At 57.6% G+C, this 18,392-nt stretch carries 29 protein-coding genes and 1 pseudogene; 19 read left to right on the top strand and 11 right to left on the bottom strand.

From position 1 onward, the window contains the following. The first annotated feature begins 89 nt into the window (after positions 1-89). Positions 90-1,745, top strand: coding sequence for an energy-dependent translational throttle protein EttA (ettA, locus tag Q1B15_RS07825; RefSeq protein WP_299752587.1), 1,656 nt, complete (start codon positions 90-92; stop codon positions 1,743-1,745). Between the two features lie 108 nt (positions 1,746-1,853). Here the strand turns inward: ettA and Q1B15_RS07820 are convergent, their stop codons facing one another. Continuing rightward, a complete protein-coding gene (locus tag Q1B15_RS07820; RefSeq protein WP_299752584.1) occupies positions 1,854-2,132 on the bottom strand; it encodes a hypothetical protein in 279 nt (92 codons plus the stop codon). A 50-nt stretch (positions 2,133-2,182) separates the two neighbouring features. Here Q1B15_RS07820 and Q1B15_RS07815 point away from each other — a divergent pair, with 50 nt between their 5' ends. From Q1B15_RS07815 to Q1B15_RS07805, 3 genes are all read left to right on the top strand, one after another. Beyond that, positions 2,183-3,055 (top strand): LysR substrate-binding domain-containing protein, encoded by an 873-nt coding sequence (locus Q1B15_RS07815; RefSeq protein ID WP_299752581.1) that lies wholly within the window; start codon positions 2,183-2,185, stop codon positions 3,053-3,055. A 284-nt stretch (positions 3,056-3,339) separates the two neighbouring features. Beyond that, positions 3,340-3,552, top strand: coding sequence for a hypothetical protein (locus tag Q1B15_RS07810; protein ID WP_299752578.1), 213 nt, complete (start codon positions 3,340-3,342; stop codon positions 3,550-3,552). 255 nt (positions 3,553-3,807) lie between these two features. Next, positions 3,808-4,014, top strand: a complete 207-nt coding sequence (locus Q1B15_RS07805) for a cold-shock protein (protein ID WP_299752575.1) — start codon at positions 3,808-3,810, stop codon at positions 4,012-4,014. A gap of 41 nt (positions 4,015-4,055) precedes the next feature. Here the strand turns inward: Q1B15_RS07805 and Q1B15_RS07800 are convergent, their stop codons facing one another. Beyond that, positions 4,056-4,523 carry a DUF2938 domain-containing protein gene (locus Q1B15_RS07800; protein ID WP_299752572.1) on the bottom strand — a complete coding sequence of 156 codons (468 nt, stop codon included), beginning with the start codon at positions 4,521-4,523 and terminating at the stop codon, positions 4,056-4,058. 305 nt (positions 4,524-4,828) lie between these two features. Between Q1B15_RS07800 and Q1B15_RS07795 the strand changes: the two are divergent. Then, positions 4,829-5,001, top strand: a pseudogene (locus Q1B15_RS07795) (cold shock domain-containing protein); the annotation flags it as partial. Between the two features lie 46 nt (positions 5,002-5,047). Here Q1B15_RS07795 and Q1B15_RS07790 read toward each other — a convergent pair. Together Q1B15_RS07790 and Q1B15_RS07785 are read right to left on the bottom strand one after the other, a co-directional pair. After that, complete coding sequence (locus tag Q1B15_RS07790) at positions 5,048-5,251, bottom strand: hypothetical protein (RefSeq protein WP_299752625.1); 204 nt, start codon at positions 5,249-5,251, stop codon at positions 5,048-5,050. 54 nt (positions 5,252-5,305) lie between these two features. Then, complete coding sequence (locus tag Q1B15_RS07785; protein ID WP_299752569.1) at positions 5,306-5,509, bottom strand: hypothetical protein; 204 nt, start codon at positions 5,507-5,509, stop codon at positions 5,306-5,308. Positions 5,510-5,537: 28 nt separating this feature from the next. Here Q1B15_RS07785 and Q1B15_RS07780 point away from each other — a divergent pair, with 28 nt between their 5' ends. The 3 genes from Q1B15_RS07780 to Q1B15_RS07770 all read left to right on the top strand — a co-directional run bounded on the left by Q1B15_RS07780 (position 5,538) and on the right by Q1B15_RS07770 (position 7,108). Beyond that, positions 5,538-5,846, top strand: a complete 309-nt coding sequence (locus tag Q1B15_RS07780; protein WP_299752566.1) for a hypothetical protein — start codon at positions 5,538-5,540, stop codon at positions 5,844-5,846. Positions 5,847-6,144: 298 nt separating this feature from the next. Next, positions 6,145-6,453, top strand: a complete 309-nt coding sequence (locus tag Q1B15_RS07775; protein WP_299752564.1) for a hypothetical protein — start codon at positions 6,145-6,147, stop codon at positions 6,451-6,453. 289 nt (positions 6,454-6,742) lie between these two features. After that, a complete protein-coding gene (locus Q1B15_RS07770; RefSeq protein ID WP_299752561.1) occupies positions 6,743-7,108 on the top strand; it encodes a hypothetical protein in 366 nt (121 codons plus the stop codon). Here Q1B15_RS07770 and Q1B15_RS07765 read toward each other — a convergent pair. Next, the gene (locus tag Q1B15_RS07765; protein ID WP_299752558.1) at positions 7,105-7,725 is read right to left on the bottom strand and encodes a hypothetical protein; all 621 of its coding nucleotides are present in this window, start codon (positions 7,723-7,725) and stop codon (positions 7,105-7,107) included. The two genes, Q1B15_RS07770 and Q1B15_RS07765, sit on opposite strands and share 4 nt — an antisense overlap. Before the next feature lie 105 nt (positions 7,726-7,830). Between Q1B15_RS07765 and Q1B15_RS07760 the strand changes: the two genes are divergently transcribed. The 4 genes from Q1B15_RS07760 (at position 7,831) to Q1B15_RS07745 (ending at position 10,320) form a co-directional block, all read left to right on the top strand. Further along, on the top strand, positions 7,831-8,877 hold the full coding sequence (locus tag Q1B15_RS07760) for an aldo/keto reductase (RefSeq protein ID WP_299752555.1): 1,047 nt from the start codon (positions 7,831-7,833) through the stop codon (positions 8,875-8,877). Between the two features lie 74 nt (positions 8,878-8,951). After that, the gene (locus Q1B15_RS07755; RefSeq protein ID WP_299752552.1) at positions 8,952-9,302 is read left to right on the top strand and encodes a hypothetical protein; all 351 of its coding nucleotides are present in this window, start codon (positions 8,952-8,954) and stop codon (positions 9,300-9,302) included. Then, positions 9,302-9,820 carry a lipocalin family protein gene (locus Q1B15_RS07750; protein WP_299752549.1) on the top strand — a complete coding sequence of 173 codons (519 nt, stop codon included), beginning with the start codon at positions 9,302-9,304 and terminating at the stop codon, positions 9,818-9,820. The genes Q1B15_RS07755 and Q1B15_RS07750 overlap by 1 nt, the downstream gene beginning before the upstream one ends. Beyond that, positions 9,817-10,320: a hypothetical protein gene (locus tag Q1B15_RS07745; RefSeq protein ID WP_299752546.1), complete on the top strand. Its 504-nt coding sequence runs from the start codon at positions 9,817-9,819 to the stop codon at positions 10,318-10,320. The genes Q1B15_RS07750 and Q1B15_RS07745 overlap by 4 nt, the downstream gene beginning before the upstream one ends. Here the strand turns inward: Q1B15_RS07745 and Q1B15_RS07740 are convergent. Beyond that, complete coding sequence (locus tag Q1B15_RS07740; protein ID WP_299752543.1) at positions 10,293-11,141, bottom strand: helix-turn-helix transcriptional regulator; 849 nt, start codon at positions 11,139-11,141, stop codon at positions 10,293-10,295. The genes Q1B15_RS07745 and Q1B15_RS07740 overlap by 28 nt on opposite strands. Positions 11,142-11,181: 40 nt before the next feature. Here Q1B15_RS07740 and Q1B15_RS07735 point away from each other — a divergent pair, with 40 nt between their 5' ends. Together Q1B15_RS07735 and Q1B15_RS07730 are read left to right on the top strand one after the other, a co-directional pair. Next, positions 11,182-12,162: a fatty acid desaturase gene (locus tag Q1B15_RS07735; RefSeq protein ID WP_299752540.1), complete on the top strand. Its 981-nt coding sequence runs from the start codon at positions 11,182-11,184 to the stop codon at positions 12,160-12,162. Between the two features lie 39 nt (positions 12,163-12,201). Beyond that, positions 12,202-13,095 (top strand): DMT family transporter, encoded by an 894-nt coding sequence (locus tag Q1B15_RS07730; protein ID WP_299752537.1) that lies wholly within the window; start codon positions 12,202-12,204, stop codon positions 13,093-13,095. Here the strand turns inward: Q1B15_RS07730 and Q1B15_RS07725 are convergent. After that, positions 13,087-13,698, bottom strand: a complete 612-nt coding sequence (locus Q1B15_RS07725) for an NUDIX hydrolase (protein ID WP_299752534.1) — start codon at positions 13,696-13,698, stop codon at positions 13,087-13,089. The two genes, Q1B15_RS07730 and Q1B15_RS07725, sit on opposite strands and share 9 nt — an antisense overlap. 4 nt (positions 13,699-13,702) lie before the next feature. Then, the gene (locus Q1B15_RS07720) at positions 13,703-14,125 is read right to left on the bottom strand and encodes a DUF983 domain-containing protein (RefSeq protein ID WP_299752619.1); all 423 of its coding nucleotides are present in this window, start codon (positions 14,123-14,125) and stop codon (positions 13,703-13,705) included. 206 nt (positions 14,126-14,331) lie between these two features. Between Q1B15_RS07720 and Q1B15_RS07715 the strand changes: the two genes are divergently transcribed. From Q1B15_RS07715 to Q1B15_RS07700, 4 genes are all read left to right on the top strand, one after another. Then, positions 14,332-14,808, top strand: coding sequence for an EF-hand domain-containing protein (locus tag Q1B15_RS07715; protein ID WP_299752531.1), 477 nt, complete (start codon positions 14,332-14,334; stop codon positions 14,806-14,808). Positions 14,809-14,886: 78 nt separating this feature from the next. Next, complete coding sequence (locus Q1B15_RS07710) at positions 14,887-15,483, top strand: RNA polymerase sigma factor (RefSeq protein ID WP_299752528.1); 597 nt, start codon at positions 14,887-14,889, stop codon at positions 15,481-15,483. Beyond that, complete coding sequence (locus Q1B15_RS07705; RefSeq protein WP_299752525.1) at positions 15,473-15,841, top strand: hypothetical protein; 369 nt, start codon at positions 15,473-15,475, stop codon at positions 15,839-15,841. Before Q1B15_RS07710 ends, Q1B15_RS07705 begins: the two co-directional genes overlap by 11 nt. Then, a complete protein-coding gene (locus Q1B15_RS07700; protein ID WP_299752522.1) occupies positions 15,838-16,320 on the top strand; it encodes a periplasmic heavy metal sensor in 483 nt (160 codons plus the stop codon). Before Q1B15_RS07705 ends, Q1B15_RS07700 begins: the two co-directional genes overlap by 4 nt. Here Q1B15_RS07700 and Q1B15_RS07695 read toward each other — a convergent pair. Both Q1B15_RS07695 and Q1B15_RS07690 read right to left on the bottom strand, forming a co-directional pair. Next, complete coding sequence (locus tag Q1B15_RS07695; RefSeq protein ID WP_299752519.1) at positions 16,307-16,432, bottom strand: hypothetical protein; 126 nt, start codon at positions 16,430-16,432, stop codon at positions 16,307-16,309. The two genes, Q1B15_RS07700 and Q1B15_RS07695, sit on opposite strands and share 14 nt — an antisense overlap. A gap of 102 nt (positions 16,433-16,534) precedes the next feature. Next, positions 16,535-16,678 carry a hypothetical protein gene (locus Q1B15_RS07690; protein ID WP_299752516.1) on the bottom strand — a complete coding sequence of 48 codons (144 nt, stop codon included), beginning with the start codon at positions 16,676-16,678 and terminating at the stop codon, positions 16,535-16,537. A 23-nt stretch (positions 16,679-16,701) separates the two neighbouring features. Between Q1B15_RS07690 and Q1B15_RS07685 the strand changes: the two genes are divergently transcribed. Then, on the top strand, positions 16,702-16,989 hold the full coding sequence (locus tag Q1B15_RS07685) for a DUF3572 domain-containing protein (protein WP_299752513.1): 288 nt from the start codon (positions 16,702-16,704) through the stop codon (positions 16,987-16,989). Here the strand turns inward: Q1B15_RS07685 and phaZ are convergent, their stop codons facing one another. Further along, the gene (phaZ, locus tag Q1B15_RS07680; protein WP_299752510.1) at positions 16,990-18,249 is read right to left on the bottom strand and encodes a polyhydroxyalkanoate depolymerase; all 1,260 of its coding nucleotides are present in this window, start codon (positions 18,247-18,249) and stop codon (positions 16,990-16,992) included. Between the last annotated feature and the right edge of the window lie 143 nt (positions 18,250-18,392).

The raw sequence follows: 18,392 nt of genomic DNA, 5'->3' as shown, positions 1-18,392 counted from the left end.
GTATTCGCCGCCATTCATATCCGAACCTGCGTTGAAAACCAAAACCGGGCGGCATAGAACCCCTCCAACCCTCGCACAAAGGAACGACCATGGCCGCTTATCAATATGTCTACCACATGGACGGCGTCTCTAAGGCCTATCCCGGTGGTAAGAAGCTTTTTGAGAACATCCGTCTCAGCTTCCTGCCTGGCGTAAAAATCGGCGTCGTCGGCGCCAACGGTGCGGGTAAATCGACGCTGATGCGCATCATGGCTGGCATGGACAAAGACTTCACCGGCGAGGCATGGGCCGCAGAAGGCGCGCGCGTCGGGTACCTGCCGCAGGAACCGCATCTGGTCGAAAGCCTGAACGTGCGCGAAAACGTCATGCTCGGCGTCGCCGCCAAAAAAGCCAAGCTTGACCGCTTCAATGAACTGGCGATGAACTACTCCGACGAGACTGCCGACGAAATGGCCGCCCTTCAAGACGAGATCGATGCAGACAACCTCTGGGATCTCGACAGCCAGATCGACGTCGCCATGGAAGCACTTCGCTGCCCGCCCGACGACGCAGACGTGTCAACGCTTTCAGGCGGTGAAGCCCGCCGTGTGGCCCTTTGTAAACTTCTCCTCGAAGCGCCCGAAATGCTTCTGTTGGACGAACCAACCAACCACCTCGATGCGGAAACCATCGCATGGCTGCAACAGCACCTCATGGACTACAAAGGCACCATCCTGATCGTCACCCACGACCGCTACTTCCTTGATGACATCACCAGCTGGATCCTCGAACTGGATCGCGGACGCGGCCTTCCCTACGAAGGTAACTACTCGGCCTGGCTTGAGCAAAAAGCCAAACGCCTGGGCCAAGAAGCCCGCGAAGACAAATCACGCCAGAAAACGCTGGAACGCGAACTCGACTGGATGCGTCAGGGTCAGAAAGCGCGTCAGGCCAAGCAAAAGGCCCGGATCAACGCCTATAATGATCTCGCCAACCAGTCCGAGCGCGAGAAACTTGCCCGTGCCCAGATCATCATCCCGAACGGCCAGCGGCTTGGCTCGAAGGTCATCGAAGTCGAAGGCCTTAAGAAAGCCATGGGCGACAAACTTCTTGTCGAAGACCTCAACTTCTCGCTGCCCCCGGGAGGCATCGTCGGCGTGATCGGTCCGAACGGTGCGGGTAAAACCACGCTGTTCCGGATGCTCACTGGACAAGAAAAACCCGACGCAGGCACCATTGAATACGGCGAGACGGTTGATCTTTCCTATGTCGACCAATCCCGCGACGCGCTTGATCCTAACGCAACCGTCTGGGAGGAAATCTCGTCCGGCGGCGAAGTGATCCAACTTGGCGACGCCCAAATGAACTCCCGCGCCTATTGCTCGGCGTTCAACTTCAAAGGCGGCGATCAGCAGAAAAAAGTCGGCAGCCTTTCGGGCGGCGAACGCAACCGCGTCCACATGGCGAAACTGCTAAAAACCGGCGGGAACGTGTTGCTCCTCGACGAACCGACGAACGACCTCGACGTCGAAACCCTGCGCGCGCTAGAAGACGCATTGGTCGATTTCGCAGGCTGCGCCGTGGTCATCTCCCACGACCGCTTCTTCCTCGACCGGATTTGTACGCATATTCTGGCCTTCGAAGGCGAGGCACATGTTGAGTGGTTTGAGGGTAACTTTGAGGACTACGAGGAAGACAAGAAGCGGAGACTTGGGCCAGACGCTGTTGAGCCGAAGCGATTGAAATATAAGAAATTCACGCGTTGAAGCGTAGGAGTTTTTTAGTTTCCCGCTTGGGTTCGACGCGCTCAAAGTAAGGTCCAGGGGCCTTGCTCTGAGCCGGCTTGCGTAAGTTCTCGAACACAAGAGGCCCTGTCACCTTATCAACGGCCTGCGAAGCGCCTTGATCCACTCCAATTCGCATTGATCAATCGCCGCATCACGCCGCTGATGTTCATTCAGTAAGGTCAGATCGAACTGCGCGTAGGTCATACGCCTGAAAAGATCTGCCAGCTTACTCGCAACAGGTTTGGGCAAAGCACCTTTCGGCAAATAGATGCTACGAAAGGCGCCGAATTCTGCTTTTTTGGTATAGTTCATGACTTTCTCCAGCAGTGTTCCTGCCCAAGAAGGTGCACGGATCCGTCCGGTCACTCAAACGCCATTTCTTGACATCCGATGTTCCAAAAAGTCACAAAGGACACATGCGAGGGAACCTCCCGCCTCTTAACCCATTGCGTGCATTTGAGGCCGCCGGCCGGCTCGGCAGCTTCACCCGTGCCGCGGAGGAACTAAACGTTTCGCATTCGGCCGTCTCCCGCCACGTGCGCGGTCTCGAAAAACGGCTGAACGTTCATCTTTTCCGGACTCGAAACACAGGCGTTGTGCTTACCGAGCAGGGGAAGACCTATCTGGCGCAAATCACGCCAGCTTTCAACCAAATCTTACTTGCGACCGAAGCCTTGTCGGTTCCCGCAGCAGGAGTTGTTACGATGACCACCGAAAATACGGTGGCACAGAAATGGTTGGTACCGCGCCTTGGAGAACTTAGGGTCAAACACCCCGCAATCGACCTGCGCCTTTCTATATCTACAGAGGTGATGGATATCCAAGCGCATGACTTCGATCTTGGGCTGCGATATCTTCGCTCAGACCCGTCAGAAGGCTACGAACAAATTTTTCCGTGTATGATCGGCGCATATGCCGCCCCCGAGTTCGCAAGGACAGAAAATGGAAATGTTGATCTCCAAGCATTGGCGTCCGGCCCGCTAATCCAAGAAGCAACATTTCGGATTTGGCCGGAATGGTTTCGCAAGGCGGGGTTGGCGGAGCCTCCGGAACTCAACTTGCCGCACCCTCTGAACGCTCTACTGGCAATCCAATCTGCTGTTGCCGGACTAGGCGCGGTGTTGATGGACAAACACCTCTGCGAAACTGAGGTGCAAACAGGCGCATTGGTGCGCCTTGCGGACATCGAAATTCGACATGGCGGATACTATCTGGCCGTGAATGCGCCTGCGGGTCGTCGCAAAGCCGTGCGTGCAGTTCAGCAATGGCTTCATAAAGAGCATGGGTAGGATGGGTGTGTTCTAACCATCTTCTGCACGTCCCTAAAACCCATTGTCATAACTTTCGCACACGCGCTAACCACCCCGTGACCGATCTGTGAAACAACGTGGCACACCCCCTTGTGCGCCCTCGCACCGTCTGCGTCATTGCGCCACGCCGCTCGCGCGCCCCACTTGTTTAACACGGCCACCAGCTCAACGAACTCGCCAGCGCCGCAGTCGGCAAAACTACCAAAGCCTCCACATGGGCTTCAAGTGTCAGCAGCATCCAGGACAACCCGTTCGTTGAAGTCGTGAGCCTGTCGGGCCTTGGCGGCAACGGCGCGGCATTGGACAACTACCTCGACACGATCTCGGTCGATCTGTCGGACTTCCAGCGCGCTGTTCGCGGCAACTACTCGATGGCGATCGCACTGAATGGCGACAACTTCTCTCCCTGCGACGTGGTCGCGGTGAAGATCATCTCAGGAGGCACAGTCCGCCTGATGGTCGACGATACTAAGTAAGTCTAACCTCCTCGCCCCAAAGCAAAAGGCGCGCACTTCGGTGCGCGCCTTTCATCGTGGCACCCCTGCGCTCACAGACGCTTCACAACCGAATTCTCTTGCTTTTCTCGCAAACACCCCTTATGAGGCTCTTCGCGAACGTTATTCTATTTCGACCACTGTCTTCCCTAATACGGCTTTCAGTCTTTCGATCCAGACCAACTAAGCCGGGTCACCGCAATCTCGTGGGTGGCGCATACTATTAGGAGACACACGATGGCTAATGGCACCGTGAAATGGTTTAATTCTACTAAAGGCTTCGGCTTTATCGCACCTGAAACAGGTGGCAAGGACGTTTTCGTTCACATTTCTGCAGTCGAGCGTTCGGGCCTCACCGGCCTGGCTGACGACCAGAAAGTAACGTACGACATCGAAGCTGGCCGTGATGGCCGCGAGTCGGCGATCAACCTCTCGCTCGCATAAGCGACGCCTAAAAGATTGGGATGGGTGTTCGCAGCCGTCCCTCACACCACCAAAGACATCCCCCACATTCCCAGACCGAACACCGTATGCGCTAGCAGACCAAGCCCGCGTGCGCGCCAGGGATTGTCTGTCTTTGACGCCGCCCAGCCAAGCCCAAGGCCCGGTTGCAGCAAAAACCACCCAAACCCAATCGTCAAAATCGAAAACACCCAGACCGCCATGAACGTCGGCGCGTTCAGCCACGCAGGCCCCGCGATCCACACAAACACCAGCCCGTAAATCGCACCCACCAGATAGTGAAACACCCAGCCGATCCGCGCTTCACCTGAAACCTCGGCCACATCACCGATGGATGCATGGAATATGCGCCCGCGCGACACCTCGACAACCCAGCGCCCGACCGCTCCCCAGTTCGGCCGCGCGACACCTGCGAAACGCTCCAGGGCAAGCGCCCAAATATCCATCGCGACCGTGCCCGCAACCCCCATCAAAACGCCGATGCCCAACATGTACCACTCCTTTGATCTGTCAGCGTCTTTCTGGCACGGCACATGTCATCCTGCAATCGTTGACAAAAGCCTGTGCAAAACGCGAGTACCCCGCCAATGGCAGAGGCAAAAGCTTGCCGATACGGGCGGGATCCAAAGGTCCTAAATCCAAAATTTCTCGATTAGAAAGTCAGAATCAGGAGACTTTAATGCGCTGTTCTCAATTCAACCCGCTGTCTCCGATACCAGCCAGAGGTTCGACCCTGAAAACCCTAGCCAAAGCCGCCGCATCACCCGGGCGGCCTCTGGAGACGGAGGCCTCACGTATGGCGACGGGCACCGTGAAAGGGGTTAACACCACAAAAAGCTACGGCGTCATCGCACCCGACGAAAGTGGCAACGACATATTTGCTCGCTAAGCGCGGTCGAACGCTCTGGTCTTACTGATGACCAAACGGTCAGCTACAAGCTGTCCGCAGGCCGTGATAGCCGCGAAAACACCGCTAGCTTCACTGCTTTAGGTATAATTGCGGGCGTCCTTGCGGTCAGGTATCGTCCGCGCTCTTGCGCTTCAAAACCGCCAGACCATCCAGCAGCCCCTCGTTGTAAGCCAAGTTCTCGGCGAGTGTCTTGCCGCCCGCGATCACGCTTTCAGGTATGTCCGCCGTCAACCGCGCCTCCCCTTCCGACTTAAGCTGCGAAAGCAGAACCCGATACATCTCGGTTTTATCGGCGATCTTTCTCTGCATACATGTCTCAAGGATGCGACTGATCCGGCCCTGATAGCCGCGCCCCATCGCACGTTACATCTTGACCAAGGACTGATCGAGATAGAGCGATATCTTTTGCTTCGCGGTGTCCGTCTCGACATCCATCTCCAGCGTCAGCCAGGCATCGGACACCGCACGCTTGGCTTCCTCGAGAAAATCATCCCCCTCGCACGAGATGAAATAAAGAAGTTGATGAAACCGCGCATCTGCCATGCGGTGGGTTCTGGGTCCGGCCATTTTTGGCATCCAGGGCATAGGAAAAGTCATGGCTTTACTCAAAAATTTTCGGGATTTCGGGACGGACAAGCTTCTCCTGCCGGGAATACCAGGCCGAAAACAAGGCGAAAGCCTGCACCGACGTTGCACCGACATGGCATTCGCAGGCCGAAATTCGCGTTTAAGACACGGGTCTATGCTTGAAGGCATTGCCACATATGACGCCATTGGGATCGTCGGCTCTCTCTTTATTGCAGGGCCTTACCTTGCAGTAACAAGAAAAAGGCTGGCCGCAGATCAACCGTCGTTTCAGGCGTTGAACCTTGTTGGCGCCGGTCTGATCTTAATCTCGCCCTGACACCGCCCAAACGCAGGCGCAGTATTGATCGATGTCCTCTGGATCGGCATCGCGATCATGTCTTTGTTTCGGAGATTGGCGCAAACGCTCGCGCGTTTCGGCAAGCCCCCGCCGCCCAAGGGAAAAGCCGCTTACCAGACAGCCATTCCACGCTGATCAAACCGCCCCATTCAGGCGACATTCAACCATATTTGCGCCCCGCGCGCGCGTCACCTTTCCAGCCTACACGTTGCCGTGGTTTCCCCGTCAGGGTCGCACAAAGACAAAGCGCGCGCCCATCACACCAAGGGAACACAAGATGAAAAATACACTTACACGCACGCTTCTTGCCACCGTCGCAACCTGCTCGATGGCACTCGCAGCCCCACAAAATAGGGCGACTCCGGCCGACACCATCCATCCGAATATTCACTCAAAAGTGGGTCACGGTGATGGCACAAATGCCAATCCGAACGGGGCGAACGAAAACGGGGGCAATATCCACGGCATCACCAATGTCCCCGGCAAAGGGGGAGACAATCCGAACGCAGACGGCACTCGCGGGCAGGCCAACGAGCTTGAGACAATGCATGGCGGAATTGGCGCAAAGAACCGCAACGCGGACTAGCCTTAATCGGACGGGCGCGCGCCCTCCCGCGCCCGTTCACCGCGCATCACATTGCGATGTTCGCCCCTGTCCCGGTACACGTTCGCGCTCCACATCTCCTGTTAGGAAAGGAGCGTTACAATGTCAGACCAAACACCAGCCCCAAAACCGCCCAAGGAAACGCAAGCGCCCGGCAAGGATGTCACATATCACGATTGGGCGATGATCTGAGGCTTTCACCGAATCGGCAGTCGTGCCTATCGTGTCTGTGAGCAGACCAATAAATCGCAAAAAATTGCGGGCTAAATCATTGATTAAAAAACTATTTCCATTCGCCCTGGCGGCGATCACCGTGGTCCTTGCGGCCGCCTTAGGCCTCTCGCAGACGCTTGGCGCGCATCCGTTCTGGGCGATCAAAATCGCTTTGATCGGCGCGCCCGCAGGCGCAGTTCTCGCCCTGATCCTACGCTATGCCACGCGCTTTCGCTGGGCCTCGGCCTTCGCGGCACTTGTCCTGACCAGCATGGCCTTCGCCATGGCCCACATGGGAAAAACCCGTTTCGCAGCTTCTTACGCCGAAGACCTGCAGGCCGGTCAGCTTTGGTATTTCGGCTGGATCGCCACGGCGCTTTTCGCCACCACAACGCTTGCTTTGTTCTGGCCAAAGCGCCGTTAAGGCGCCTCGCCAAGCGCCAATCCCGTCCTTAAACCCTTAAGATAAAACCGCTTCTCCGGTTCTGTGCGCGCCCGCACCCGGTCCAAAACCCAAGCCTCTTTCTTGGTATTGCTGTGTGCAGGCCGCATCGACCACCGGGTCTCCACCCCCGGCGCGCCCCCTTTATCAGGCGTCAAAAGCAGCCCCAAAGGTGCCACCCCCGACATCTCGCCCCCCGTCTCGGCCGCCAAATGCAACCGCCGCACCGCCGTCAATCCGGGCGGCCCCGGCAAGTCCGCGACAACCAAAGGAATAATCCCCGCCCGCAAAGCTTCTTCGGTACACCACAGCAAATCTTCGGGCCGCTTCGGCGTCACCCGGATAATCCGTCCCGGATCGACAAACCGCATAAAGCCGTCCGGATTAAGCCGTCCAGGCGTCCAAGATGGCCTGATCCAAAGCACATTGCCCACCATCGCCTGCGCCACCGCAAACGCCATCGTCCGCCGCGCCGCGCCACAAATCTCATGCGCCCGGCCCCGCTCAAGCGAGAGCCCCTCCAGAAACGCCACGGCAGGCGCCTTGGATCGGCGGTGAGTCTGACGGGTCAGAAGATGAGAAACAGCGGCAGCAGACATGAATCACTTCTAGCATGTTCGCTTTTTGTTCTCAATCCCGCCGATCGACTTGCCAATCCCACGCGAGGCGCTATCCCTTCTCGATACGCAAAGGAGATTTCCCCCATGAACCGTATCCAACTTGGCCGCACCGGCATCGAGGTCAGTGATTATTGCCTCGGCACCATGACCTTCGGCACGCAAACAAACCAAGCCGACAGCCACACCCAGATAGATATGGCGCTTGATGCGGGCATCGACTTTCTCGACACCGCTGAAATGTACCCGGTAAACCCTGTTCTGGCCGAAACCGTCGGCACCACCGAGACAATAATCGGCAACTGGAACGCCAGATCCGGCAAGCGCGATCAGGTTGTCATCGCCACCAAACACTCCGGCCCCAACGGCGCTTTCGTGCGACCCGGACAGGACATCTCCGCGGCAACCGTGCGCGAAACCCTCGAAGGCTCGCTCAAGCGCCTGCAAACGGACTACGTCGACCTCTATCAGTTCCACTGGCCAAACCGCGGCTCCTACCACTTTCGCCAGTGCTGGGACTTCGCGCCCGACCAACAGCCCCACCAAAGCGCGATCCTCGACAACATGGCCGAAGTCATGGACGTCCTGAAAGCCCTCGCCGACGAAGGTAAAATCCGCGCCTTTGGCCTGTCAAACGACAGCGCGTGGGGCACAATGAACTGGTTGAACGCAGCCGAGAAAGCCGGCGGCCCACGTGTCGCGACAATGCAGAACGAATACTCGCTTCTCTGCCGTATCTACGACACAGACATGGGCGAACTGAGCCACCACGAAGACGTCACACTTCTTGCCTTTTCGCCGCTTGCTTGTGGTTTCCTCACCGGCAAGTACCGGCACGAAAGCATCACCAAAGGATCGCGCATGTCGATCAGCAACGGCATGGGGGGGCGCAATAGTCCTCGTGTGGCCGAAGCCGTCGAAGTCTACGCCGCAATCGCCGACAAATTCGGCATCGACTTCACCCATATGGCGCTGCAATGGACCCGCACGCGGCCCTTCCCGACGATCCCGATTTTTGGGGCCACGACGACCGAGCAACTGGCCCATATCCTCAAGGCACCGTCGGTCGAATTGCCGGAAGAGCTTTTGGCTGAGGTATCCAAAGCACACCGCGCCCACCCGATGCCTTACTAAGCACCGTCACAGTTGCCCGCTCCCAAACGCACCCCTAGTGTCCGACACGAACGCAGGGATATTTGGGAGGACGAATGTCAGCGCTAAGTCGCGGTCTTTTAACGATCTGTCTCGCCCTGACGCTTTCCGCGTGTCAGGAAGACGGCCCGCGCGCATCTGCCGAAACCGGCGGCGTTCCCGATATCCTTGAAGGCCCCCGCACCGAATGCGAAAACTCCGGCGGACGCTGGGGCGCGCGCGCAGGTGGCGTTCTTTTCACCTGTTACCGCCCCACAAACGACGCCAATCAGCAGTGTCGCGAAGCCTCCGACTGCGAAAGCATCTGCCTTGCCCGCTCGCGCACCTGCGCGCCCACCACGCCCTTCCTTGGCTGCCACCAAATCCTGACCGATGGCGGTCAGATAGCAACGCAGTGTATTAACTGATGCGCTGGCTTGCCCTTATCCCACTGGCCCTGTCTGCCTGCGTCGCCTTCCCAGAATACCGCGATACCGGCGTGCCAATATCGTCCATAGCCACATTTGATGCCGCCCGATACGCCGGGACTTGGTACGAAGTCGCCAGCTTCCCCGTGCCGTTCCAAGCAGGCTGTCGCAACACAACCGCCACTTATACTGCAGCAGAGAACGGCACGTTTGATGTCGTGAACATTTGTGACACGGACGATGGTGCGGACCAGATTGCCGGCACCGCCCGCGTTGACGGCCCCGGACGCCTTAAGATCCGTCTCGATGGCGTGCCGTTTGCGGCCGACTACTGGGTGCTTTGGGTCGACACTGACTATCGCACCGCTGTCGTCGGCACACCGTCAGGCCGCGCCGGTTGGATCCTCAATCGAGAACCCGTCATTCCCGCCGACCGCTTAAAAGCGGCGCGCGATATTCTGGCTTTCAACGGCTACGATCTATCCCAACTTCAAACGACAATGCAGGAGGCACCATGACCCGGAAAGTAGCGGTTCTTGGGCTTGGCACACGTGGCGGCGACATCGCCCGTGCGTTTCACGCAACCGGATGGGCCGTCTCCGGCTTTGATCCAGATCCCATTGCGGAAGGGGTTCCCGACCTCAAGCGCGACTGGACCCGCGAAAGCACTATCTCAAGCACCGTGTGTGGTGCGGATTGGGTCGTGATCTGCCTGCCCGAACGCCTGGAGCTGATGCGAAAAGTTATTCAACGTGCGCAAGGCGAAGCCCCGCGCGACACGACGATTGCCGTCGTCACCAAAGACTTCGACGTGGACGCTGTACAGGGCTGCGCGCTGCGCCCTGCCCATGTGCTTCGCGTCGATCAAGGCGAAAACGGAGGCTACGTGATTGATGTGTCGTCCAAAACAGACGCAAAGGCGAAATCCGACGCAACCATGGTCCTATCGCAGCTTGCCGCGCAGGAATTTGGGCCAAAGCCACGCTCGGTTCAGCCCCCCAAAGCCGAAAGCGCCTGAAGATGGGCGGGCCAGTCCCGCTCTGACACAGTGGCTTCGCGCACCAACCCATCGAATTGCTCCGTCAGGACTTTGACGCGCTCGCGGTCGCGAAACGCCATATAGTACTGACCCACATACAAAACGGCGACCAACGGTCCGAACACCGTCAGTGGGGCAGACCACAGCCGCCTTGCATCGAATAAAAAGACTCTCAAAGACGGGTAAAGCTCGGCGTGAAGCTGCGTAAGATACCGCATCTGCTCGTCACGCACGTCCTTGGGCAGGCCCTTATAGTACCCTGTCGAACTCGCCAAAGACTGAATTTCGTAAAGTGGCATGGCAATTTCGTAGTCTGACAAAGACTGCTGGATCCATTCCAACCGGTCGCGGCTGGCCCCGATCGCCTGATCCGAAGACTTCCCCAAATGAGGTTCATATTCCCAGCGAAGCAGCGCACTTGTCTTCAGCATATCAGGCAACGCCGCCGGAACATGACGCATCTTGTAGCCAGCCGCCTCTTGGTGCCACGCAAAAATTTGTTCGTCGATCAAGGCACGCGGGGCCTCCGACACCTGCATCGAGGCTGCAAGAATATCCGCCGCGCGTTCGGGTTTGTCCGACAGACCCAGTAACCAGTCGCCGGACACACCCAAAGCGGCCGCACATTCGGCCACCACCTGCGCGTTCGGCATTCGTGCTGTGTCGCGTGTCAAAAGTTGAGAGATCGTCGAGCGATCTACCCCAACGGCCCGCGCCAGACCGCTCTGGGTCGCGGATTTCACCGCCATCGCTTCAGAAAGCCTCAATTTGAACAGTTTAGCGCGGTCGCGTTTATCCATTTTCTCACAGTTGGTGATTTAATTCACGATTTGTGAATTAATGGTAACTGCATACGAAATTCCCCATACACCCCGCAAGTGCGAAAACCAGCATATGGGGACCGCGACACTTAGAACACTTTTCAGATCGGCCACGCCCGGCGCCACCGAATGGCCAACACTTCTGGTGTTGGCTGTGACCTACCTCGTCTGGGCCATTGCCACTATATGGCTGCCCACCTTGTCGTTGCCATTTGCGATCCTTGTCGCAGCCATCGCCATTGCGCAGTTCTCATCAGTCCAACACGAAGCGATCCATGGCCACCCCTTCAAAAGCATCCGCTTAAACGCGCTCCTCGTCGCGCCCGCGCTGACGCTGATCCTGCCATATACCCGCTTCCGCGACACCCATCTGGACCACCACCTAGACAGCCGACTAACCGACCCCTACGACGATCCCGAAAGCAACTATATCGATCCCGGTGACTGGGATAAAATGTCCCGCTTTGCCAAAGCCATCCGCACCGCCAACAACACGCTGGCCGGGCGTCTCCTCATTGGCCCGCTTCTTGGCACCGCCTGCTTCTTGCGCTCGGACTGGCAAAACCGCACCGCTGATCCCCGCGTCCTCAGGGGTTGGGCCTGGCATATCCCCGCACTCACTGCTGTTATTGTTTGGCTTTCGACTGTCGCGACAATTCCGTTTTGGGCCTATGGTCTTGCCGCCTACGGTGGGCTGTCGCTTTTGAAAATCCGTACTTTCCTGGAACATCAGGCCCACGTAAAAGCACGGGGCCGCACCGTCATCATCGACGACCAGGGCCCGCTTGCGCTTTTGTTCCTCAACAACAATTACCACGTCCTGCACCACATCCATCCGCGCATCCCGTGGTATCGCTTGCCGCGCCTTTTCCGCCAGAATCCAGGCCGCTACCTGTGTCAAAACGATGGCTACTTTTATCGCTCCTATCGCGAAGTGTTCGCCAAGCATTTTCTGGCGCCCAAAGACCCAGTCCCACATCCGATCTGGCGACGCAGCTAACCCCTTTCCAAACCACGCGTTTCCACCCAAGGTCCGCGGATGGAGCTTTGGGTTATCCTCGCCATCACCGCCGCGGCCGCGCAAACAATCCGTTTTGCGATCCAAAAGGTGCTGGCCGGAGTTGCGCTTAGCCCCGCGGCCACCACTTGGGCGCGGTTCTTGTGGTCGGCGCCCGTCGTCATTGTGATTATGACCGCTTACATCGCCGTTACTCCCGCCACGCTGCCAAACGTCAAACCCAGCTTTTGGCCCTACGCGCTGTCCGGTGGCGCAACCCAAATCCTCGCCACGATCTGCACTGTCACCTTGTTCAAACGACGTTCTTTTGCGGTCGGGATCACCTTCAAGAAAACCGAAGTGATGCTGACTGCGCTTGCAGGCTTCGTCATCCTCGGGGACCTTCTTGACCCGCTTGGCGCTGCCTTCATTGCCCTTGGGTTCATCGGAGTGATGCTTCTTTCCAAGGCCCCAGAAGGTGGCGGAATTCTCAACAAAAGCGCGGCTATCGGATTGTTATCAGGTATTTTCTTCGCGCTTTCTGCAATCGGTTATCGCGGCGCGGTCCTTGCAATCGACAGCGCCGACACCTTCCTTGTTGCGGGTCTGACACTGGCCTTCGTCGCCACGGCGCAAGCCCTCGCCCTTGGGCTTTGGCTGGTCCTGCGCGAACCCGGCCAGATCAGCGAGACCCTAAAAGGTTGGCGAAAATCATCGCTTGTTGGAGTGTTTTCGCTGATCGGAAGCTGGTGCTGGTTTGCTGCCTTTTCTCTACAGAACGCCGCTTATGTCTTTGCGGTCGGGCAGATCGAGTTGATTTTTTCGCTTGCGATGGGCGTGTTGTTCTTTCGCGAAAAAACATCGCCGCGTGAACTGCTCGGAATGGGCCTGTTGACGATCTCGATCACCACCGTCACGCTGATCGGCTCAACCTAGCCAGACCACACGATCCTCTATCCGGTCATTCCTCACCAAGGGCACGCGCTTGGGTGTTTCAAGCGATGGCAAATGCTCGGCCAAACGCTCAAGCACCATCGCCGTCACCTTCACCAAATCCAACGCGTGAACATCGTCCAGCGCCACCCAATGCAAATGGGACAACTCGTCGCTATCGTGAAAATCGGCCTCTGCGCCGCCGGAAATAGCCTCGACCGGCGCCAGAAAGAAACGCGCATCAAAACGCCGGGGCCGCCCGGGGGGCGTGATCGCACGAAGGAAAAACCGCAAAGCGCCGGGCCTTTCAAGCACCAAGCCTGTCTCCTCGGCCAACTCCCGGATCGCCGCCACCGCAAGAGCTTCGGGCGTAACCTCGGGTGCATCTTTCTCCAACATCAACAACTGGCGACTGCGCGGATCAATCGGCTCGGAAAGCTGCACATTAGCGTCCGCGGCATCCACCGCTCCGCCGGGAAACACATATTTCCTTGGCATGAAAACAGCGCCTTTTCCCCGCTGCCCCATTAACACCGCAGGTCGTGTCGCAACATCACGTATAAGAATAATCGTCGACGCCGCACGAATTGGGAGGTCGTCGCTCAAAGGTTCAACCTCGATTGGAGGCCCCGAAACCATGCAGGCGTTTCGCCCATTGTAAACCGACAATCGCCCCCTTCAGCCTTGGCAAAAGATAGAGCGAAAGCGCGACACATCCTACTGTAAAGGTCGAGGCGAGGATCATTGGATCTGGACGAAATTCGGTAAAGGCCCAGATCAAACCCGGCGCCATCAGATGCCCGACGATCAAAATAGTCAGATAAGCAGGCCCATCGTCCGCACGGTGGTGAGACAGGTCCTCGTCGCAAACAGGGCAGCTATCACGCACTGCCAGATAACTTTTCATCAATGGACCACGCCCACAATTCGGACAGGTCCGCCGCCAGCCCCGTAACATCGAGCCGCGCACATCACGCTCTTCGGTGTTTGGTTGGACATCGTCCTTCAAAACTATTTTGTAATCGTGATACATCGCAATGCCTTCCAGCCAGCGCGCCGCCAGCCCTTCAAACTGCAACCATCGAGGCGGCAAGGTAAAAAGGAAATGGTACCAAATGTCCTTGCGGCGGGATGTCGCGTCCTTGAAAAAACTTTTTTGCAAAAAGTGCGACGGAAGCCAGCCGCACGACCGTTTGAAGAGCACGAAACAAATTTTACAAGCTGAAGGAAACGCTCCCAATGAACAACAACACACTCCGCCTCGCTCTGGCAGCACTTGCGATCACCGCCGGGTTAGGCGTCGCCGAGGCACAAGAACGCCACGGCGGACCGGGTCCGATGGATTTCGCAACGCTTGATACAGATGGCAGCGGCGAGATTCAGACTCAAGACCTTGAGGCCGCACGCGCCAAACGGTTTGCCGATCTCGACACAAACGGCGACGGTCAGGTCACAGAAGCCGAGTTCATCGCTCACATGCAGGCCCAGACCGCGGAGCGCGCGATGCAAATATTCGCACGCCTCGACGCTGATGGAGATGGCACCGTAAGCCGCGACGCGATTGAAGCCCGTCAGGGTGGTGGTCCGCGCGCCGAACGGATGATTGAACGCGCCGATACCGACGGCTCGGGCGGCGTCAACGCCGAAGAGTTCGAAGAGTTCCGCAAAAAAATGGCAGATCGCCGCGGTGGTAAAGGTGGCAAGCGCGACGGTTGAAGCTGAGCGCCTGTGAGACATCCAAGTCAGTGCCGGATTGCCCAAACGGCGATCCGGCGCTAGGCCTGTCATCAGACCATGCAACACGCAAATCCAGAAGCATCACCAGATGCGGCGCCAGATGCGGCGCTTCTGGTTGCTGTGGCCAACGGCGATGCAAGTGCTGCGCGGGTTCTGATAGAACGGCTGGCGCCGCGCCTTTTATCGCATGCGACCAGGGTTTTGTCCGACCGTGCAGAGGCCGAAGACGTGGTTCAGGAAACGCTTGTTCGGTTGTGGAAGGTCGCACCGGAATGGCGGCAAGGCGAGGCCAAGGTATCGACGTGGTGTTTCCGGGTTTTGGTGAACCTGTGTACCGACAAACTTCGGGCCAGGAAGCCGACGGTGGACATCGACGCAATTGCAGAACCCGCAGCCGACCTGCAATCGGTTGTGGAACAAATGACCGATACTGCGCGTCGCGACGCCTTAAATGGTGCTCTCGCCACGCTGCCTGAGCGACAGCGGCACGCCGTCGTGCTGAGGCATATTGAAGAACGGAGCAATCCGGAAATAGCCGAGATCATGGACATCGGCGTCGAAGCGGTGGAAAGTCTTGTAGCGCGCGGAAAACGCGCGCTCGGGGCGGCATTGCGGGGCAAACGAGCCGAACTGGGGTATGATGATGACCAATGACGCAAAAGACGATCTGGCGCTGGAGGCTTTGTTCGAAGGTGCGCGCAACAATGCACCGGGACTTTCGCCCGATTTCATGGCGCGACTTGAGGCCGACGCGGATGCGGTGATTGCTAAGCAAACCACTCCAATGGCGGTCACAACGACAATCAGCCTCTGGGCGCGGATAGCCGCCGCAATGGTGCCGGTGTCAGGTCTTGCAGCGGCGACGCTTGCCGGGGTCTGGATCGGATTCCACGTCCCATCTTCGGATTTCGCCGACGGATTGGCTTTCGGAGACAGCGCCGATTTTGACGTCTCTGCGTTTCTCCCTGCCGTCGCCCTAAGTGGCTTTAGCGATCTGGAGGTCGATGGATGACCGAGAAACCCACTCCCAAGCGGCGCTGGGTCAAACCGCTTCTCGCCGTCTCATTGATTTGCAACATGCTGATCATCGGTGTTGTAGCGGGGATCGTAATTGACAATCGTGGGAAAGACCGTGGCGAGCGCCTCGACGGTCCGGCACGATCTGTGGTCGGAATTCCCTTCGTTCGGGCCCTTGAACCCGAAGATCGTCGCGCGCTTTATCAGGAAATTCGCAGAGACGATGACCGCTTGCGTGAGAACAGAAGCGCTTTGCGCGCACGGTTCGAAGCCTTGCTGACCGCTCTGAATACCGAGCCTTTTGACCCCAAGGCTGTACAAGTAATTCTGCAGGAACAGCGCGAGATCGCTCTTCGACGCCAAAACATCGGAGAAGCATTGCTTGTCGAGCAACTCTCACGGCTAGACCCCAATGAGCGCGCGGCTTATGCGGACCGGCTTGCGCGTGACCTACGCCGGCTCAGGCGGGAGTAAACGCGACCTCGATCCGATTACGCCCCGCTGCTTTGGCGCAATAAGTGACGCCTTCAGCAAGGCCAAGAAAACGGTCGACCACAGTTTTTTGCCCGCGCGTGGTATCAATCATCGATGCTGCCCCACCGCACGCCGCAGAATAACCAAGTGGGACATTTCTTGTCTTAGGCTGAGACATGGTTCCCGTGCGATAAGGGAGCCGCTGTCCGGCACCTCATATATGCCGGTCAGCGGCGACGACGTCAGGATCCGTGCCGGCGTCGAGCCACCCAAGCGCAATATGTGGTTCGCCATGTGCTGCCCCAGTAATATTTACATTTGTTCCTTTGCCGTTCAGTCTTTTCTCAGAAGAGTTCATAAAGTCTTTCCAGGAGAGCCCCTTTGACACCCCTCGCGCGAGACTCCGCCGAAGTTCTGGCCATCGAAGCCCTTGTCTGGCTTGCCTCAGACGACGAGCTTTTGCCCGTCTTTCTTGGATCGACTGGAGCAGGCCTCGACGACATTCGAGAGCGGGCGCAGGATGCGGAGTTCCTGGCCTCGGTTCTGGATTTCATTTTGATGAATGACGAATGGGTCGGCGCTTTTTGCGCCGCAAAAAACTATGCGATGGATTTCCCCATGCGCGCCCGTGCCGCCTTACCCGGCGGCGCTGCTGTTAACTGGACCTGATTAAGCGCGCTTTTTGCGTTTGGCCGTCGCTGGCGAATTCGCGTCGATGAAATCGAGAACCAGAGGGCGGATGTTGTTGCGCCAGCTTTTGCCCGCGAAGATGCCGTAGTGTCCCGCACCCGGCTCGAGATGCGCGGCTTTTTTGGAGTCCGGCAGACCCGTAAGCAGGTCAAGCGCAGCAAGGCACTGACCCGGCGCCGAGATATCGTCATTTTCGCCTTCGACGATTTTTACGGCAACGTTGTTGATTGCGCCAATGTCGACCGGGCGTCCGTCCACAACGAATTGGTTTTGAGCGATCTCACGGTTCTTAAAGACTCGCTCGACCGTCGACATGTAAAATTCCGCCGTCATGTCCATGACCGCAAGATACTCGTCGTAGAATTTATTGTGCTTATCATGATCGCCGGCCTCGGCTTTAGAGACCCGCATGATTTGTTCGTAAAACGCCGATGAATGGGTTTCGGAGTTCATCGATACGAAAGACGCAAGCTGCAAGAGCCCCGGATAGACCATTCGCCCAACGCCGGCGTGTTTGAAACCGACGCGCTGAAGCATCATTTGCTCAAGCTGACCCATCGTGACGCGGCGACCAAAGTCGGTCACGTCGGACGGGTTCGCATCGGGATCGATGGGGCCACCGATAAGAGTAAGTGTTCGAGGCTGAGCTTTGGGGTTTTGAGCCGCAAGATACGCCGTCGCAGCCAGTGCAAGTGGCGCCGGCTGGCACACAGCGATCACATGAAGATCGGGGCCAAGATGGTCCATGAATTCGGCGAGATAGAGCGTATAATCTTCAATATCGAATTTTCCGGCGCTTACCGGGATATCACGGGCGTTGTGCCAATCGGTGATCCAGACATCCGCGTCCGGCAGAAGGCTTTGGACGGTCGAGCGCAGAAGCGTCGCATAATGGCCCGACATAGGAGCCACGAGCAAAACCCGTCGCTTTTTTGGCGCACGCCCCTGCACATCAAAGTGGATCAGATCACCAAACGGACGCCGAAGGTCATTTTCAACCGTCACGATATGGTCACGGCCGTCTGCCCCCACAACGCTGTCGAGACCCCAGTCAGGTTTTGTCACCATGCGCGAGAAGCTGCGCTCGGTCACTTCGCCCCATGCGGCCATCAGATTGAACGCCGGGTTGGGAAACATGCCCCATATCGGGTAGGATGCAATTGCTTGCGCGCTTGCGCCCGCCCACTGGTTTGTATTCCGGAAAGTATCCATCAGATCGTAAGTCATCATATATCGCATCTGGCACCTCAAGGTTGGCGAGCCAATTCGTCGCTTTGACCCTTAGAAGGTTGCGGCGATAGACTTACGTTCGTACATCACAACTTAAATGCTGCACCTGCAAAATAGGCTCGAAACCCGCCAATGGCAACAAAAGAAACAGA

The sequence above is a fragment of the uncultured Boseongicola sp. genome (genome assembly GCF_937988555.1).
Lineage (GTDB): Bacteria > Pseudomonadota > Alphaproteobacteria > Rhodobacterales > Rhodobacteraceae > Boseongicola.
The sequence above is the reverse complement of the archived record's forward strand: the minus strand, read 5'-3'. Positions and strand labels throughout refer to the sequence as shown.